General features: G+C 73.2%; 16 protein-coding genes. 13 read left to right on the top strand and 3 right to left on the bottom strand.

Annotation, left to right across the window (positions count from 1 at the left end; genetic code table 11):
* Positions 1 to 297 precede the first annotated feature (297 nt).
* The 5 genes from HDA32_RS12050 (at position 298) to HDA32_RS12030 (ending at position 7,874) form a co-directional block, all read left to right on the top strand.
* The gene (locus HDA32_RS12050; RefSeq protein WP_179643279.1) at positions 298 to 2,304 is read left to right on the top strand and encodes an NAD(P)H-dependent oxidoreductase subunit E; all 2,007 of its coding nucleotides are present in this window, start codon (positions 298 to 300) and stop codon (positions 2,302 to 2,304) included.
* Positions 2,301 to 3,248: a 2Fe-2S iron-sulfur cluster-binding protein gene (locus HDA32_RS12045; protein ID WP_179643278.1), complete on the top strand. Its 948-nt coding sequence runs from the start codon at positions 2,301 to 2,303 to the stop codon at positions 3,246 to 3,248. Before HDA32_RS12050 ends, HDA32_RS12045 begins: the two co-directional genes overlap by 4 nt.
* 80 nt (positions 3,249 to 3,328) lie before the next feature.
* On the top strand, positions 3,329 to 4,189 hold the full coding sequence (gene fdhD, locus HDA32_RS12040; RefSeq protein WP_179643277.1) for a formate dehydrogenase accessory sulfurtransferase FdhD: 861 nt from the start codon (positions 3,329 to 3,331) through the stop codon (positions 4,187 to 4,189).
* 369 nt (positions 4,190 to 4,558) lie between these two features.
* Positions 4,559 to 5,836: an ATP-grasp domain-containing protein gene (locus HDA32_RS12035; RefSeq protein WP_312863143.1), complete on the top strand. Its 1,278-nt coding sequence runs from the start codon at positions 4,559 to 4,561 to the stop codon at positions 5,834 to 5,836.
* A gap of 10 nt (positions 5,837 to 5,846) precedes the next feature.
* A complete protein-coding gene (locus HDA32_RS12030) occupies positions 5,847 to 7,874 on the top strand; it encodes a CocE/NonD family hydrolase (protein WP_179643276.1) in 2,028 nt (675 codons plus the stop codon).
* Between the two features lie 57 nt (positions 7,875 to 7,931).
* Here HDA32_RS12030 and HDA32_RS12025 read toward each other — a convergent pair whose 3' ends face one another.
* Positions 7,932 to 8,285 carry a hypothetical protein gene (locus HDA32_RS12025; protein WP_179643275.1) on the bottom strand — a complete coding sequence of 118 codons (354 nt, stop codon included), beginning with the start codon at positions 8,283 to 8,285 and terminating at the stop codon, positions 7,932 to 7,934.
* Between the two features lie 99 nt (positions 8,286 to 8,384).
* The gene (locus HDA32_RS12020; RefSeq protein WP_312863142.1) at positions 8,385 to 9,119 is read right to left on the bottom strand and encodes a FadR/GntR family transcriptional regulator; all 735 of its coding nucleotides are present in this window, start codon (positions 9,117 to 9,119) and stop codon (positions 8,385 to 8,387) included.
* A 381-nt stretch (positions 9,120 to 9,500) separates the two neighbouring features.
* On the opposite strand from HDA32_RS12020, the gene HDA32_RS12015 reads away from it, so the two are divergent.
* The 8 genes from HDA32_RS12015 to HDA32_RS11980 all read left to right on the top strand — a co-directional run bounded on the left by HDA32_RS12015 (position 9,501) and on the right by HDA32_RS11980 (position 16,543).
* A complete protein-coding gene (locus HDA32_RS12015; RefSeq protein ID WP_179643273.1) occupies positions 9,501 to 10,241 on the top strand; it encodes a (Fe-S)-binding protein in 741 nt (246 codons plus the stop codon).
* A 58-nt stretch (positions 10,242 to 10,299) separates the two neighbouring features.
* Entirely contained in the window at positions 10,300 to 11,760 is a 1,461-nt protein-coding gene (locus HDA32_RS12010) for a lactate utilization protein B (protein ID WP_179643272.1), read from the top strand.
* Entirely contained in the window at positions 11,757 to 12,386 is a 630-nt protein-coding gene (locus tag HDA32_RS12005; protein ID WP_179643271.1) for a LutC/YkgG family protein, read from the top strand. Before HDA32_RS12010 ends, HDA32_RS12005 begins: the two co-directional genes overlap by 4 nt.
* Before the next feature lie 97 nt (positions 12,387 to 12,483).
* Positions 12,484 to 12,738, top strand: coding sequence for a hypothetical protein (locus HDA32_RS12000; RefSeq protein ID WP_179643270.1), 255 nt, complete (start codon positions 12,484 to 12,486; stop codon positions 12,736 to 12,738).
* 217 nt (positions 12,739 to 12,955) lie between these two features.
* Positions 12,956 to 13,252 carry a hypothetical protein gene (locus HDA32_RS30610; protein WP_179643269.1) on the top strand — a complete coding sequence of 99 codons (297 nt, stop codon included), beginning with the start codon at positions 12,956 to 12,958 and terminating at the stop codon, positions 13,250 to 13,252.
* Between the two features lie 83 nt (positions 13,253 to 13,335).
* Positions 13,336 to 14,958: a RecQ family ATP-dependent DNA helicase gene (locus HDA32_RS11990; protein ID WP_179643268.1), complete on the top strand. Its 1,623-nt coding sequence runs from the start codon at positions 13,336 to 13,338 to the stop codon at positions 14,956 to 14,958.
* Positions 14,959 to 15,031: 73 nt separating this feature from the next.
* Positions 15,032 to 15,262, top strand: a complete 231-nt coding sequence (locus tag HDA32_RS31750) for a CDGSH iron-sulfur domain-containing protein (RefSeq protein WP_179643267.1) — start codon at positions 15,032 to 15,034, stop codon at positions 15,260 to 15,262.
* A 606-nt stretch (positions 15,263 to 15,868) separates the two neighbouring features.
* On the top strand, positions 15,869 to 16,543 hold the full coding sequence (locus HDA32_RS11980; RefSeq protein ID WP_179643266.1) for a hypothetical protein: 675 nt from the start codon (positions 15,869 to 15,871) through the stop codon (positions 16,541 to 16,543).
* A gap of 77 nt (positions 16,544 to 16,620) precedes the next feature.
* On the opposite strand, the gene HDA32_RS31405 is transcribed toward HDA32_RS11980, so the two are convergent.
* Positions 16,621 to 16,746 carry a hypothetical protein gene (locus HDA32_RS31405; RefSeq protein WP_281370382.1) on the bottom strand — a complete coding sequence of 42 codons (126 nt, stop codon included), beginning with the start codon at positions 16,744 to 16,746 and terminating at the stop codon, positions 16,621 to 16,623.
* Positions 16,747 to 17,005 lie beyond the last annotated feature (259 nt).

The raw sequence follows: 17,005 nt of genomic DNA, 5'->3' as shown, positions 1-17,005 counted from the left end.
AAGGTGACCGGTGTGCTTCGCGCGGAGCCGGGCACCCCGCACACGGGCCTACGGCCACACGACGGACCGCCCGTTCACCGCGAACCCCTACGGCAGAGGCCACAAGAACCCCTGTGGTCAGGGATGGCGGCACGGTGACTCGCTCCCCGAAAAATCGGGGCTTGTCCGGCGCGTGATCGAGGCATACTGTAGCCCGTATACAAAATTCTGTGATGTGGACAACAGTCCATTGGACAACACCGGTTTCGGCGCACGGTGGGTGCGGCGATCGACACGAGGATTCGAGGTGACCGGGACGTGGACCTTCGCTTCCTGGAGGCTCCGCCCAGTGAGGTGGAGCGCGATGCCGTGGACGCCGTGCTCGGACCCGCGGAGTCGGGCTGGGACGGCGGCGAACGGCAGGCCGGCGACCTGCGCTACGCCCGCGGCGGGCACGCCGCGCGCGAGCGCCGGGACCTGCTGCTGCCCGCTCTGCACGCTGTCAACGACCGCGTGGGCTGGATCAGCCCGGCCGCGCTGGACTACATCTGCCGCCGGCTGACCCTGCCGCCGGCCGAGGCCTACGGGGTCGCGACCTTCTACGCCATGTTCGCCATGCACCGGCGGCCCCGGCGGGTCCTGCACGTGTGCACCGACATCGCGTGCGCGGCGCGGGGCGCCGACGGGCTGCGCGCGCGGCTGGCCGAGCGCCTCGGTCCGCCCGGCTCCGAGGAGGCCGAGGACGCCGGAGCCACCTGGCACGAGAGCCCCTGCCTGGGCATGTGCGAGCGGGCTCCGGCCGCGCTGGCGCTGGAGGCCGGGGCTCCCCCGCGCTTCGCCGTCGCGGCGCCGGCCGACGCCGACGCCCTGCTGGAGCTGGCCTCACCCGCCTCCGACGCCGGCGCCTCCGTCCCCGGCTCCAACGGCCACGGCTCCCCCGACGGCCGCCGCCCGGCCACCTTCGACGCCTCGCCCATCGCCGGGGCCGACCCCGAACCCCCGGCGGGGACGGCGGTCCCCCAGGCCGGGGACCCCGACCTGGTCCTGCTGCGCCGGGTCGGCGTGGTCGACCCCGAAAGCCTCGACGACTACCGCGCCAACGGCGGCTACAGCGCCCTGCGCCGGGCGCTGGCGCTGGGCCCGGCCGGGGTGCTGCGCGAGGTGAGCGACTCCGGCCTGGTGGGCCGCGGCGGCGCCGCGTTCCCCACCGGGCGCAAGTGGGAGGGCACCGCGCGCCAGCCCGCCACGCCGCACTACGTCGTGTGCAACGCCGACGAGAGCGAACCCGGCACCTTCAAGGACCGGGTGATCATGGAGGGCGACCCGTTCGCCCTGATCGAGTCCATGACGATCACCGGCTACGCCAACGCCGCCGAAAAGGGCTACCTCTACATCCGCGGCGAGTACCCCCGCGCGCTGGCCCGGCTGGAGAACGCCATCGCCCGCGCCCGCGAGCGCAACCTGCTGGGCCGCGACATCCTCGGCTCCGGATTCGACTTCGACATCGAGATCCGGCGCGGCGCCGGCGCCTACATCTGCGGCGAGGAGACCGCGATCTTCAACTCGATCGAGGGCTACCGGGGGGAGCCGCGCTCCAAGCCGCCCTTCCCGGTCGAGCGCGGGCTGTTCGACCGGCCCACGACGATCAACAACGTCGAGACCCTCGTCAACGTGCTGCCGATCCTGCTCATGGGCGGCCCGGCCTACGCCGGCATCGGCACCGGGCGCTCCACCGGCCCCAAGCTGTTCTGCGTCTCGGGCACGGTGCGCCGCCCCGGCGTCTACGAGGTGCCCTTCGGCGCGACGCTGCGCGAGCTGGTCGTGCTGGCCGGCGGCGTCGAGGAGGGGCGGGAGCTGCGGGCGGTGCTGCTCGGCGGCGCGGCCGGCGGGTTCGTGCGCGGCGACGAGCTCGACATCCCGCTGACCTTCGAGGGCGCCCGCGACGCCGGGGCGACGCTGGGCTCCGGCGTGGTCCTCGTCCTCGACGACACCGTCGACCTGGGCGCGATCCTGGTGCGCATCGCCGCGTTCTTCCGCGACGAGTCCTGCGGCCAGTGCGTGCCCTGCCGGGTCGGCACGGTGCGCCAGGAGGAGGCCCTGCAGCGGCTGTCGGCCGGCACCGGGGCCCGCCGCACCGACATCGCCCTGCTGCGCGAGGTCGGCACCGCGATGCGCGACGCCTCCATCTGCGGCCTGGGCCAGACGGCCTGGAACGCGGTGGAGTCGGCGATCGACCGGCTCGGCGTCTTCGCCGCACCCCCCGACCCCACCGGCCGGACCGACGCGGCCGACGGCCCCGTCGGCGTCTCCAAGGAGGACCGTTGAGCACCCCCACTCCCGTTCCGCTCGCGCCGCCCAAGCGGCTGGTCGACGTCACCATCGACGGCGAGGAGGTGCGCGTCCCCGAGGGCGCCACCATCCTGGACGCCTGCCAGGTGAAGGGCACCGACTGCCCGACGCTGTGCTACGGCGACACCCTCACCCCCAAGAACGCCTGCCGGGTCTGCGTGGTGGAGGTCGAGGGCGCGCGCACGCTGGCCCCGGCGTGCTCGCGCGCCGTGGAGCCCGGCATGGCCGTGCGCACCGACTCCGAGCGCGTCCGGCACAGCCGCAAGATGGTGCTGGAGCTGCTCGGCTCATCGGTGGACCTGTCCACCACGCCGGGGGCCGATGAGTGGATGGCCGACTACGGCGCCCGCCCCGAGCGCTTCGGCCCGCGCGCCGAGCCGGCACGGCTCGGGGAGCGCGACGCCCGCCACGCCGGGGCCCACGAGGCCGGCGACGGCGCGGCCGCGGCCACCGTCGAGCAGCCGGTCAAGGTCGACAACGACCTCTACGTGCGCGACTACGGCAAGTGCATCATGTGCTACAAGTGCGTGGACGCCTGCGGCGAGCAGTGGCAGAACACGTTCGCGATCGGGGTCGCCGGGCGCGGCTTCGACGCCCGCATCTCCACCGAGCACGACGTCGCGCTGCCCGATTCGGCCTGCGTGTACTGCGGGAACTGCATCGAGGTGTGCCCGACCGGGGCCCTGTCGTTCAAGACCGAGTTCGACATGCGCGCCGAGGGTAGGTGGGAGGAGGAGCGGCAGAAGCAGACCACGACGATCTGCACCTACTGCGGCGTCGGGTGCAACGTGACCCTGCACGTCCAGGACAATGAGATCGTCAAGGTCACCTCGCCGCACGACAATCCGGTCACGCACGGCAACCTGTGCATCAAGGGCAGGTTCGGCTTCCAGCACGTGCAGCAGAGGCGACACGACTAAAAAGGCGTCATTCGGGGAATTCCTCCCGAGTCCGGGCGAAACGCCCCGGACTCGGGCGACGCCGGAAAGGCACGGGACTGATGGGACGGGTCACGGTCCGGGAGAAGATCCTGCGGGTGCGGGACGGCAGCGCGGGCGACCGCGTCGACACCCTGGTGGTGGAGGAGCCGCTGGAGATCCGGCTGAACGGCCGCGCACTCACCGTGACGATGCGCACGCCCGGCCACGACTTCGACCTCGCCGCGGGCTTCCTGGTCAGTGAGGGCGTGGTCAGCGGGGCCGCCGACATCGCCGCCATCCGCTACTGCGCCGGCGCCACCGAGGACGGCTCCAACACCTACAACGTGCTGGACGTCGCCCTCGCGCCCGGCGTGGCCGTGCCCGACATGTCGCTGGAGCGCAACTTCTACACCACCTCCTCGTGCGGACTGTGCGGCAAGGCCAGCCTCGACGCGGTGCGCACCATCGCGCACTGGTCGGTGGCCGACGACCCCGCGCGGTTCCCGGCCGAAACCCTGGCCGCGCTGCCCGACCGGCTGCGCGAATCCCAGCGGGTCTTCGACCGCACCGGGGGCCTGCACGCCGCCGGGCTGTTCACCCCCGAGGGCGAGCTGCTGGCGCTGCGCGAGGACGTGGGCCGGCACAACGCCGTCGACAAGCTCGTCGGCTGGGCGGCGCGGGAGGGCCGGCTCCCGCTGCGCGAGACGGCGCTGCTGGTCTCGGGGCGCGCCTCCTTCGAACTGGCGCAGAAGGCGCTGATGGCGGGCATCCCGATGCTCGCCGCCGTCTCCGCGCCCTCGTCCCTGGCGGTCGATCTGGCCGCCGAGTCCGGGTTGTCCCTGGTGGGTTTCCTGCGCGGCTCATCGATGAACGTCTACACCGGCCGGCACAGGGTCCTCCTGGAGGAGGCGTCCGCGACGCCGATGGCGGCCCCGGGATGATCCGCCGGATCCCGGTGTAGGCGCGGGATCGGCCGACGTTTAGCAGCCCCCTGCGTCGGCCGATCCTGACGCGCAGGAAGCCGCTTTTCTCCGCTCCGGTCCCGCGCCGAACGCCGTCTGCGATGCGCACCGAACCAGCGGCTCGGTGCGCCGGGCGCTCACTCCTCGGCGCGGGGCGGCAGTGCCCCCAAGGGCCCGGGTTCGGCTCGAGGTCGGCGACCGGCGGTCCGTAGCGCTCCCGCGGCCTCTCCCGGGTCAGAGGGGACGATCCCTTCCTGTTCAGGCAGCACGCCCTTTCCCTGCGCGTCGGGACGTCTAAAACCGCTCAGCGGGGTAGTGCCACAGCAGCAGATGATCAAGGGGGGCACCGTGACCGAGAACATCTTCGTCCTTGGTCTGGACGAGCACAATCGGCAGACGCTGCACAGCCTGCCCCACCTCGCCCAGTACCGGTTCCACCCGCTGCTGAGCATCGACGAACTGCAGCGCCAGGAGAACATCCGGATGCCGGAGCTCCTGGAGCACGCGCAGGCGCAACTGGAGGCCTTCGACGGCTCGGTCGACGCGATCATGGGCTACTGGGACTTCCCGGTGAGCTCCATGGTGCCCATCCTGTGCGGGCGCTTCGGGCTGCCCTCGGCCACCCTGGAGTCGGTGGTCAAGTGCGAGCACAAGTACTGGAGCAGGCTGGAGCAGCGCAAGGTCATCGACGAGCTGCCCGGCTTCGCCGAGGTCGAGCTCGACGCCACCGCACCGCCGGAGCACCTGCACTACCCCATGTGGCTCAAGCCCGTGAAGTCCTTCTCCTCCGAACTGGCGTTCCGGGTGACCGACGACGGCGAGTTCACCGAGGCCATGGCCGAGATCCGCGAGGGCATCGGGCGCATCGGCGAACCCTTCGACTTCGTCCTGGACCGGGTCGACCCGCCGCCGGAGGTCGTGCGCGGCGGCGGGCAGGCGTGCCTGGCCGAAGAGGAGGTCGGCGGCGAGCAGGTGACCGTCGAGGGCTACAGCCGCAACGGCGAGGTGCGCGCCTACGGGGTGATCGACTCCCTGGTCTACCCCGGCACCTCCAGCTTCCTGCGCTACCAGTACCCCTCGCGGCTGCCCGGCGAGGTCACCGGCCGCCTGATCGACATCTCCGAGCGGGTCGTGCGCCAGATCGGCCTGGACTCGGTGACCTTCAACATCGAGTTCTTCTGGGACCCCGAGACGGGCGCGGTCAACCTCCTGGAGGTCAACCCGCGGCACTCCCAGTCGCACGCCCATCTGTTCGAGTACGTCGACGGCACCCCCAACCACGAGTGCGAGGTGCGGCTGGCCCTGGGCCGTGACCCCGAGCTGCGCCACGGCGAGGGCGCCTACGGCGTCGCGGCCAAGTGGTTCCTGCGCCGCTTCGACGACGGCCTGGTGCGCCGCGTCCCCGACGAACAGGACCTGGCCCGCATGGAGCTGGAGACCGCGGGCGTGACCGCCAAGATCGTGGCCGAGGAGGGCGGGCGGCTGTCGGACCTGCCCGGGCAGGACAGCTACAGCTACGAGCTCGCCCAGATCTTCGTCGGCGCCGCGGACGAGGAGGAGCTGCGGGACAAGTACGAGCGGTGCGTGGCCGCGCTGCCGTTCGAGATCGACGACATCGACGAGTAGGAGGGCGCTCATGCGCACGGTCACCTCCCTGCCCAACGCCGTCCGGGAGGACGAGCACCTGTGGATCCCCATGTCGGACGGGACCCGGCTGGCCGCAAGGATCTGGCGGCCGGTCTCCTCCGACGACGACCCGGTGCCGGCGGTGCTGGAGTTCATCCCCTACCGCAAGCGCGACCTCACCGCCAAGCGCGACTCCATCCACCACCCCTACATGGCCGGGCACGGCTACGCGTGCGCGCGGGTGGACCTGCGCGGCAGCGGCGACTCCGAAGGGGTGCTGACCGACGAGTACCTGGAGCAGGAGCTGTGCGACGCCGAGGAGGTGCTGGCCTGGCTGGCCGACCAGCCGTGGTGCAGCGGCCGCACCGCCATGATGGGCATCTCCTGGGGCGGGTTCAACGCGCTGCAGGTGGCGGCCAGGCGGCCCGAGAGCCTCGGCGCGATCGTCACGGTCGCCTCCACCGACGACCGCTACGCCGACGACGTGCACTACATGGGCGGCTGCCTGCTCAGCGACAACCTGTCCTGGGCCTCGACGATGTTCGCCTACACCTCCTGCCCGCCGGACCCGGCCCTGGTGGGAGAGCACTGGCGCGAGATGTGGCACGAGCGGCTGGAGGGCAGCGGACTGTGGCTGCAGACCTGGCTGAGCCACCAGCGCCGCGACGACTACTGGCGGCACGGGTCGGTGTGCGAGGACATGTCGGCCATCCGGGTGCCGGTGATGGCGGTGAGCGGCTGGGCCGACGGCTACTCCAACGCCGTCTTCCGGCTGATGGAGGGGCTGGACGTGCCCCGGCTGGGACTGATCGGCCCCTGGTCGCACAAGTACCCGCACCTGGGCCAGCCGGGTCCGGCCATCGGCTTCCTGCAGCAGGTGGTGCGCTGGTGGGACCGCTGGCTCAAGGACGCCGACAACAACATCATGGACGACCCGATGCTGCGGAGCTGGATGCAGGAGAGCGCCCCGCCCTCCACCGCCTACGCCGAACGGCCCGGCCGCTGGGTGGGCGAGCCCGAGTGGCCCTCCCCGCACATCGAGCTCCGGCACCACCCGCTGGGCCGGCACCGCATCGCCGAGCCCGGCGAGACCGTGGAGCCCATGGAGCTGACGCTGCAGTCGCCGCTGTCGGTGGGCCGGTTCGCCGGGAAGTGGTGCTCCTACAACGCGCCGCCGGACCTGCCCTACGACCAGCGCGAGGAGGACGGCGGCTCGATGGTCTTCGACAGCGGCCCGCTCCCCGAGCGCTGCGAGATCCTCGGGGCGCCGGTGGTGAACCTGGAGTTCGCCTCGGACCGGCCCGTGGCCATGGTCGCCGTGCGGCTGTCCGACATCGCGCCGGACGGCAAGGCCACCCGCGTGACCTACGGCCTGCTCAACCTCACCCACGTCAGCGGGCACGACACCCCCGAGGCGCTGGTCCCCGGCGAGCGCTACCGGGCGGCCGTGCGACTCAACGGCGTGGCGCAGGCGTTCCCCGCCGGGCACCGGATCCGCATCTCGCTCTCGACGTCGTACTGGCCGCTGGCCTGGCCGCCGCCCGAGCCCGTGCTGCTGACGGTCTTCCTCGGGGAGGGGACCGACGTCGTGCTGCCGGTCCGCCCGACCGGGGAGGCCGACGAGGTCGCGCCGGTCCCCTTCGAGGAGCCCGAGGGGTCGCCGCCCATCACCACGGTGCAGACCCGGCCCGGCGAGGAGCGCTGGGAGGTCACCCGGGACCTCGTCGGCTACCGGTCGTCGCTGGACGTGGTCAAGGACCTGGGCACCGTCCGCTTCGACGACATCGGCCTCGACGTCGCGCGCCGGGCCTACGAGACCTACTCGTGGGTGGCCGACGACTTCGACTCGGTCTGCGGCGAAGCGGAGTGGACGATGCGTTTCACCCGCGGCGACTGGGACGTGCGGACGGTCACCAGGACCGTGCTGACCTCCGACGCCAAGGAGTTCCACCTGCACGCCCAGCTCGACGCCTACGAGGGGCAGGAACGGGTGGCCTCGCGCAACTGGACCGCCGCGGTCCCCCGCGACCACATCTGACGCGGGGCGCGCCGCGGCCCGGCCCTCCCCGGTCCGGGCGCCGGACGCGTCCGGGCGTCACCGCGCGCTGAACGCGCACAGGCCGGCCCAGGCCGAGGCGAAGGCCGCGACCTTGCGGCGGGCGCCGCGGTCGGGCAGGCCCAGGCCGAAGACCACCGCGTCCCCGGCGTCGGCGGCCACCCGCGCCGCGATCGCCACCCGCAGCGGGCGTCCTTCGGGGGCCAGCGCCATCGCCAGGCCGATCGCGGTGTCGCGCACGCCGATCGCCGAGATCAGCGTGCGCACCGGCGCAGGAGCGCGCCCGTCGCCGGCGACGAGGCCGCACGGGCGGGCCAGCAGCTCCGGCCGCACCGTGATGGCGGCGCTGTAACCGGCGGTCACCAGGCCGAGGGTGCGCGCGAGTCTTGGCATGGTCGTCCCAACTCCTCCCGGGTGTCGGCCCGAACCGGCGTTTCTCCGGCGGGCTCGGGTGGCGGCTACCCCGGCGCGGGCGGCTGATGCCGGTGATCCTCAGTCGAAGTCGTCGAGGTGGGCGCACAGCCAGTTCTCGACCTCCAGGACGTGCATCGTCGCGGCGGCGCGGGCGGCGTCGGGGTCGCGGGCCAGCAGCGCCCGGTGGATGCGCTCGTGGTCCCGGCGCAGCCGCGCCGTCACACCGGCCTCGCGGTGGCCGCGCCAGACCCGGGCGTTGAAGGTCCGCGAGGACAGGCCGTCGTTGACCGCGGCCAGCGTGGCGTTGCCGGTGATCTCCACGATGGCCTGGTGGAAGGTGAGGTCGGCGGCGACCGTCTCCCCGACGCTGCCGCCCTGGTCGATGCGGTCCAGGAGCGCGCCGATCCGGTCCAGCTGCGCGTCGTCGGCCCGCGCGGCGGCCAGCGCGGTGGCCGCGGGCTCCAGCATGCGCCGGACCTGCAGCACCTCCACCAGCGTCTGTCCGCGCGAGACCTCGGCCAGCACGGAGAACGTCTCCAGCAGGTCGCGCGGGCGCAGCGCGGTGACGTAGACGCCGGCGCCGTGCCTGGCCTCCAGCACCCCGAGGGTGGTCAGCGCGCGGAGCGCCTCGCGCATCGAGCTGCGCGAGAGCCCCAGTTCGGCCGAGAGCTCCCGCTCGGTCGGCAGCCGCTGGCCCGGCCGCAGCGCGCCCTCGGCGATCATCGCCTTGATCCGCTCGATCGCCCGCTGCGTCACGGGCGTGCGCTCCGCTCCGGGCGGCGCGGCGGGCCGCCGGCCATCAGGAGTGACCACGGGCGCTCCTCTCATTGTCAGCGCGGCGGGAGCCGGCGGGGGCCGGTCCCCCATCCTGGCAGTCCGCCCTGCGCACTCCCGCACCTCGGTGCCTTGACACTGTCCCACCCGTCAGCGTAGAAGTGGTCGGACCAATTGTCGCATGCCACCCGGTCAACATCGCAGAAAGCGCGGTGGAATGCGATCGAGCGGCACGCGAGCACGGTGGTGATCGGACCAATGAACCCGCGGTCGTGACGGACAGCGGCGACACAACTTATTGAAACGGTTAAATAAGGAGCACCGCCACGAGCGGACGCGTACGGTCGTGACGTCGGGCCCAGCACAGGACGGCATCTCCAGAGCCCGCGCCCGCGCCGGCCGCTGGAAACGAGGAAGCGCATGCGAATCGCACTGTTCATCACGTGCGTCAACGACACCCTGTTCCCCCGGACGGGGTGGGCGGTGGTGCGGCTGCTGGAGCGGCTGGGGCACGAGGTGGTGTTCCCCGAGGCCCAGACCTGCTGCGGCCAGATGCACTACAACACCGGCTACCGCCGCGAGGCCCAGAGGCTCGCGGTCGGGTTCGTGCGGACCTTCGCCGACGCCGACGTGGTCCTGGCCCCGTCGGGCTCCTGCGCGGGCATGGTGCGCGACAACTACCCCCGCCTGGGCGAACCGGGCAGCCGGCTGGAGGCCGCGGTGGCCGAGGTCGCGCCCAGGGTCCTGGACCTGTCGGAACTGCTGGTCGACGTGCTGGAGGTGACCGACGTGGGCGCCTACTTCCCGCACACCGTCACCTACCACCCCACCTGCCACGGGTTGCGGCTGCTCAGACTGGGCGACCGGCCGCAGCGCCTGCTCAGGGCGGTGCGGGGACTGGAGCTGGTGGAGCTGGAGGGCGCCGCGGAGTGCTGCGGGTTCGGCGGCACGTTCGCGGTGAAGAACGCCGCGGTCTCGGCGGCGATGGGCTCGGACAAGGCGCGCCACGTCGCCCACACCGGCGCCGAGGTGCTGTGCGCGGTGGACAACTCCTGCCTGATGCACATCGGCGGCACGCTGAGCCGCCAGCGGGCCGGCGTGCAGGTCCTGCACCTGGCCGAGATCCTGGCCTCCACCGAAGAGGAGCCCGCGTCACCGTGAACCCGACCCAGGCACCGCCGGTCCGCCGACCCGAGGACCAACGCGAGGAGGAGGCGCGATGAGCGCGACGTTCATGGGCATGCCGGCCTTCCCCGAGGCCGCGCGCGCCGCCACCGGCGACGCCCAGTTGCGGCACAACCTGCGCAAGGCCACTCGCACCATCCGCGACAAGCGGGCCGCGGTGGTGGAGGAGCTCGACGACTGGGCCGGGCTGCGCGCGGCCGGCGCGGCGATCAAGAACCGCACGCTGCGCCACCTGGACACCTACCTGGAGCGCCTGGAGGAGGCGGTCACCGCGGCCGGGGGGACCGTGCACTGGGCCGCCGACGCCGCCGAGGCCAACGCCGTCGTCACCGACCTGGTGCGCGCCACCGGGCACGACGAGGTGGTCAAGGTCAAGTCGATGGCCACCCAGGAGATCGAGCTGAACGAGGCGCTGGCCGAGGCCGGCATCACCGCCTACGAGACCGACCTGGCCGAGCTGATCGTGCAGCTCGGCGACGACACCCCCTCCCACATCCTGGTGCCGGCGATCCACCGCAACCGCTCCGAGATCCGCGAGATCTTCCGCGCCAAGATGGCCGAGTGGGGGGTGCCCGCGCCCGACGGCCTCACCGACGATCCGCGCGCGCTGGCCGAGGCGGCGCGGACCCACCTGCGGGAGAAGTTCCTGACCACCCGGGTCGCCGTCTCCGGCGCGAACTTCGCCGTCGCCGACACCGGCACGATGGTGGTGCTGGAGTCCGAGGGCAACGGCCGGATGTGCCTGACCCTGCCCGAGACCCTGATCTCGGTGGTGGGCATCGAGAAGATCGTGCCCACCTGGGCCGACCTGGAGGTGTTCCTGCAACTGCTGCCGCGCTCCTCCACCGGCGAGCGGATGAACCCCTACACCTCCACCTGGACCGGCGTCACCCCCGGCGACGGACCCCAGGAGTTCCACCTGGTGCTGCTGGACAACGGCCGCACCGACACACTCGCCGACCAGGTGGGCCGCCAGGCGCTGCGCTGCATCCGCTGCTCGGCCTGCCTCAACATCTGCCCGGTCTACGAGCGCACCGGCGGCCACGCCTACGGGTCGGTCTACCCCGGCCCCATCGGCGCGATCCTCACCCCGCAACTGCGCGGCACCGCCTCCGAGATCGACGCGTCCCTGCCGTACGCCTCTTCGCTGTGCGGGGCGTGCTACGAGGTCTGCCCCGTCGCCATCGACATCCCCGAGGTCCTCGTGCACCTGCGCGAACGCGTCACCGAGGGCGGGGGCCACGCCGCCGAGCGCACCGCCATGGCCGCCGCGGGATGGGTGCTGGAGGACCGGCGCCGCCTCACCCTCGCCCAGCGCGCGGCGGCCAAGGCCCGCGGCCTCGTCCCCCGCCGCCTGCCCGGCCCGGGAGCCGCCTGGACCGACACCCGCGACGTCCCCGACATCCCCGCCGAGTCCTTCCGCGACCAGTGGCGCAGGCGCGAAAGCGGCGCGCCCGGGCGGAACGAGCGGAAGAAGAGGGGTGGGCGGCGGTGAGCGCCTCCAGGGAACACGTCCTCGCCCGCGTCCGCGCGGCCCTGGCCGACGTCCCCCGCGACGAGAAGCCCGAGGACGTCACCGTCCCCGACGACTACGCCCGCTCGCACGACCAGGGCGAGCCGATCGGGCTGCTGGTCGACCGGCTGGAGGACTACAAGGCCGTCGTGCACCGGGTCGGCGCGGCGGACCTGCCCGCCGCGGTCGCCTCGGCGATGGCCTGGCGCAACACCCACCGGGTGGTGGTGCCCGCCGACCTGCCCGCCGACTGGACGTCGCAGACCGCCACGAGGACCGTGGCCGGCGACGAGCTCGACATCGACGAACTCGACGCGGTCGACGGCGTGATCACCGGCTGCGCCGTGGCGATCGCCGAGACCGGCACCATCGTGCTCGACGGCGGCGCCGGACAGGGCCGCCGCGCCGTCACCCTCATCCCGGACTACCACCTGTGCGTGGTGCGCGCCGACCAGGTCGTCGCCGGCGTCCCCGAGGCCGTTGCGCGCCTCGACCCGCGCCGACCGCTCACCTGGATCAGCGGCCCCTCGGCCACCAGCGACATCGAGCTCGACCGCGTGGAGGGCGTGCACGGCCCCCGCACGCTGGAGGTGATCATCGTCGAGTGACCGGCCGGGCGGGTGTGAAGCCGGGGCCGCGGGGTAGCCGCACCGCCACGGCCGGCCGGCGCCGCGGCCGGGACCCCGCTCAGAGGAGGAGTCGACCATGGCGATCATCCGCGCCGAGCACGTCAGCCGACTGCTGAACTCGGCCGATCCCGACCCCGTGCTCATCGTGCACGAGGGCTCGGCCGACGTCGTGCCGGAGTCGGCGCTCGGCGGGCCGCCCTACCAGGGGGCGTTGCGGGTGGTGAGCGCGGAGGAGCTGGACACCGGCGACGAGCAGCGCCCGGTGTCGCAGGAGGACGTCGAGGCGCTGGCCCGGCGGCTCGACGCGGCGGTGGGCACCATGGGCGGCTGAGGAGCGGCCGACCGGGCCGCCCCTCCCGCGGCGCCGCGGCGCCGCCCGCGTGTTGCGCACTGCTCATGGCGGCCACGGCGCTACCGCGGACGACCGCGTCCGGTGGGCGTTTGGCCGCGCCCTCGGCGGGCAGGTGCCCTCGTTCTCGGGGTCGTCCCGGCTCAGCGGGCGATCCGCCCGCGCAGGGGCCGGCGGAGACGGAAAGGGGCGCGGCGACATGGGAGCACGCGGTGCCGCCTCGGTCGCGGCATCGGGGGAATGGACCGACGACGACGGGGTGCGTCTGCCGGCCGGGGAGGTGCACGCCTGGCACCCGGGCACCAACCAGACCGTCTGCGGCCTGGCGCTGAGCCGTTCCCGGCTGCGGCGGTTCCACCACGTCGCCTGGGAGGACGTGCTTCCCGAGTCCGGCGGCGCGGCCGACCGGGTCGTGCGCGTGTGCCCCAAGTGCTCGGCCGCGGCGAGCCCGAACAGGTCCAGGCGCCGGTGGACCCGGACGTCCCCCCGTCCGTGAGCGGCCGGGCGGGCGCACCCCGCCGCGCACGGCGGAGCGGGGCACGGCCGGGGAGACGGCGGCGGCCATCGAGAGGAGAAGCGGTGTCGGAGAAGCGGATCCGCGCGGCCCTGCGGCGGCTCCTGGGGGTGCGGGAGCTGCTCCCCGGGCAACTGCCGGCGATCGAGGCGCTGCTGGACGGGCGCGACACCCTCGCCGTGCTGGCGAGCGGCGGAGGGAAGTCGGCGATCCACCAGGTCGCCGGATGGATGCTCGGGGGCGCGACCGTCATCGTCTCGCCGCTGGTGTCGCTGCAGCACGACCAGGTCGAGGCGGCGCGGCGGCACGGCCTCGACGCCCACGGCCTCAACTCCGCCACGTCGGCGCGGGAGCGCGGCGAGGCGTACGCGAAGCTGGGGTCGGGCGCGACCTGCTTCGTCCTCATGGCCCCGGAGCAGCTCGACCGCCACGACGTGCTGGAGGAGGTGCGCGCCGCCGCCCCCCGGCTGTTCGTGGTGGACGAGGCCCACTGCATCTCGGCGTGGGGGCACGACTTCCGGCCCGACTACCTGCGACTGGGGAGCGTGGTCGAACGGCTCGGCCATCCGGTGGTGCTCGCCCTCACCGCCACCGCCGCGCCGCCGGTGCGCGCCGAGATCACCGAGCGCCTGGGCATGCGCGGCGCCGTCGAGGTCGTCCGCGGCTTCGACCGCCCCAACATCTTCCTCGACGTGCGCCGGCACGAGGACGGGGACGCCAAGAACGAGGCGGTCGCCTCGACCGCGGTCGAGGCGGCCAAGCCGGCCATCGTCTACACCGCCACCCGGCGGAGCAGCGAGTTCCACGCCGAACGGCTCACCGCGGCAGGCTGCGCCGCAGCCTGCTACCACGCCGGACTGCCGCGCTCGCAGCGGGACCGGACACAGGAGGCGTTCATGGCCGACGAGCTGGACGCCGTGGTGGCCACCAACGCCTTCGGCATGGGACTGGACAAACCGAACGTGCGCTGCGTCCTGCACGCCGACGTGCCGGGGTCCCCCGACGCCTATTACCAGGAGATCGGGCGCGCCGGGCGCGACGGCGACCCCGCACGCGCCGTCCTGTTCCACCGGGACCGGGACCTGGGCGTCCAGCGGTTCTTCACCGGCGGCCTGCCCGACGCGGACCCGCTGGAACGCGTCGCGGCCCGCGTGGCCCAAGCGGGGCGCGCCTCGCGGCGCGAGCTGCGCGAGCACGCCGACCTGTCGGCCCGCAGGCTCACCACGGCGCTGGACCTGCTGGAGCAGGTCGGCGCCCTGGAGGCGCGGGGCCGCCGCGGGGTGCGCTCCAGGCCCGGTGCGCCGCCCCCTGAGGAGGCCGCACGGCTGGCCGTGGAGCTGGCCGAACGGCACCGCGACTTCGAGCGCTCACGGCTGGAGATGATGCGGCACTACGCCGAGACGGCGGACTGCCGCGGCCGGTTCCTGCTCGGCTACCTCGGCGAGCCGGTGGAGCAGGAGTGCGGGCACTGCGACAACTGCGCCTCGGGGCGCTCCTCCGACGCCCCCTCGCACGCCGACGGCCCCGCCGCGTTCCCCGCGGACGCGCGGGTGCGGCACCGGAGGTGGGGCGAGGGGACGGTGATCGAGCACCGGCCCGACCGCCTCGTGGTGCTCTTCGACGACGAGGGCTACCGGGAACTGGACGCGGCGACGGTCGAGGACAACGACCTGCTCCGGGAGGCGTGAGGCGCCGCCGTTTCCGGTGCGCCACCGCGGGCGCCGCGGTTTCCGGGCGCTCGGCGGGGGTAGCGGGGCGGCCGTGGACGAGCCTCCGGACGCCGACCCGGTCACCGTGACGCCGTGCGAGAACGGCCCGCTGCTCGTCAGGGGCGCCTTCCGGCTGACCACGCAGGGCGGCGAGGAGATCGAGCCGGGACGCCGGACGGTGGCGCTGTGCCGGTGCGGGGCCTCGGCCGTGAAGCCGTTCTGCGACGGCAGCCACAAGGCGATCGGCTTCACCGCCCCCAGCGGGCCCGACGTCTCCTGCTGAGGCCCGCAGAAATCGCACCCGGCCTGTGCCGCCTGCGGCCGTGCGGCCGGCCATACCGGCCGTGCCATAACCCCGATGACGGTCTTGCCCATTGAGCAGCGGTGGTGTGAGCGGCCTGGAAGCGCTCAGCGGCGCGGCGATGACGCGGCCTGGGAGGGGCGGGGGCGGTCGTCCGGCCCCTGGGAGGTGATGAGCCGGCGTGCGGTTCCGCTCGTCGAGCCGTGCGCTCGCTCTCAGGCCAGGGGATTCGGTGGTGGCCGACTCGGCAACGCGGCCTGGCCGTAAACCGCCTTGGCGCACCCGTTGAGTCCCGGTTGGCTCGCATTCGCCCCCGCCGATCCGGGGCCTTTTCCGATGGCTCGTTTCGGCTCCCACCGGTTGGAACAGGACTGAGTGCGGCCGCCGGTCCACGGCGACGGGCAAGAGCCACAGACGCTCACCAGGGACCCCGTGCCGACACGGCCGGGCTCCAGCGGTCCCGGCACCGCCGCTTCCCACGGAGGCGGCGCCTGGGGCACTGGTTCCGAGGCGATCGCACCTGTGCGGAGGATCGGTTCCCGACCGCGGCGGCACGCCACGACGTATCAGGAACAAGGGGAGACAGCCATGGCAGTGAAGGTCTTCGAGGGAGTCGGGGCCGATGCGTGCCCCGAGGGGCACTACGCCCTGTATGAGCACGCCGAGTGCAACACCGATCCGCGCGGCGGCAGGATGCTCGTCGCCGATGAGCCCATCGCCGACCTCGACGCCCACGGCTTCGGCCACGTCGTGAGCTCGGTGGTGAACAAGACCGGCCGCCCGCTGCGGGTCTTCATCGGGGCCACGATCGAAGCCGGTCAGTCGATGGGAAGGCTGCCCCGAGGGCTCAACGACAACGTCACCGCCACCAGCCTGGACGACGGCTCCGTCAGCGCGGTCGACAGCCTCCGCAACACCTTCTACGCGGCGGCCGGCGGAAGCGTCGACGGTCAAGGCAAGGGCCAGGGAGCCTCCGGCCCGCTCGCCGGGGTGGCCGACACGGCCTTCACCGCCACCGGCGGCACCATGACCGAGAAAACCAAGCCCAAGGCATCGAAGTACAAGAAGGGCGACCAGGTTGAGTTCGATTACTCCAACGCTCTCTACGGCGGCAAGATCACCGATGTGTCCGGCGACCCCGTCAGTTACACCATCACCGACCTACGCCTAAGGTCCCGGCCCCCTGTCGGCTTTGGGTCCATGCGGCCCTATATTCCGTCCTCGACGACCGTGACCGAGGACAAGATCGTCCGCCGGATCTGAATCTCCGCATCGGGCGGCGCACGAGAGCCCGTCTCCGGCATCTGCGGAAGCGGGCTCCGCCTGGCCGACGAGTTCGGCTAGGTGTGGTGGTCGGGCCAATGGTGGGCCTGGCCGAACACACGGTCCATGGCGCGGCGCATACGGTCGGCCTCGACCTGGTCGCGCAACGGGTCGGGGCCTTCCTCGGCGTCCTGACCGGGCATGACCTGCTGGGACCGGCGTTTCGAAAACTGGGCGGGCCGTGGCGCCGTCCCAGGAGAGCACACACCGAAGCGGTCGGCCGGGTGACGGGCGGTCTTGAGGCGAAAGCGGCACCGCTGAGGTTTGCAGAGGTTGCGCGAGGCTGGGTCGCACGCCCACCGACGGCTCAAGCCCACCTGACTCCCGCAGACCTCGGTAGGGGGCGCGCGGTCCACAGGCGGCCTTTCCACTGTTCCTTGTGGCCAATGGTGGTCTGGGCGC

Origin of the sequence: Spinactinospora alkalitolerans (assembly GCF_013408795.1) — a bacterium.
GTDB lineage: Bacteria > Actinomycetota > Actinomycetes > Streptosporangiales > Streptosporangiaceae > Spinactinospora > Spinactinospora alkalitolerans.
Note: the sequence above shows the minus strand (reverse complement) of the source record. Positions and strands in the feature narration are given on the sequence as shown.

What these genes read in the sequence shown, in the direction of transcription:
- fdhD (WP_179643277.1), top strand. Translation starts at nt 3,329, where the DNA reads ATGGGACGGGTCACGGTCCGGGAGAAGATCCTGCGGGTGCGGGACGGC.
- HDA32_RS12030 (WP_179643276.1), top strand. Translation starts at nt 5,847, where the DNA reads ATGCGCACGGTCACCTCCCTGCCCAACGCCGTCCGGGAGGACGAGCAC.
- HDA32_RS12025 (WP_179643275.1), bottom strand. Translation starts at nt 8,285, where the DNA reads ATGCCAAGACTCGCGCGCACCCTCGGCCTGGTGACCGCCGGTTACAGC.
- HDA32_RS12015 (WP_179643273.1), top strand. Translation starts at nt 9,501, where the DNA reads ATGCGAATCGCACTGTTCATCACGTGCGTCAACGACACCCTGTTCCCC.
- HDA32_RS12010 (WP_179643272.1), top strand. Translation starts at nt 10,300, where the DNA reads ATGAGCGCGACGTTCATGGGCATGCCGGCCTTCCCCGAGGCCGCGCGC.
- HDA32_RS12000 (WP_179643270.1), top strand. Translation starts at nt 12,484, where the DNA reads ATGGCGATCATCCGCGCCGAGCACGTCAGCCGACTGCTGAACTCGGCC.
- HDA32_RS30610 (WP_179643269.1), top strand. Translation starts at nt 12,956, where the DNA reads ATGGGAGCACGCGGTGCCGCCTCGGTCGCGGCATCGGGGGAATGGACC.
- HDA32_RS11980 (WP_179643266.1), top strand. Translation starts at nt 15,869, where the DNA reads ATGGCAGTGAAGGTCTTCGAGGGAGTCGGGGCCGATGCGTGCCCCGAG.
- HDA32_RS31405 (WP_281370382.1), bottom strand. Translation starts at nt 16,746, where the DNA reads ATGCCCGGTCAGGACGCCGAGGAAGGCCCCGACCCGTTGCGCGACCAG.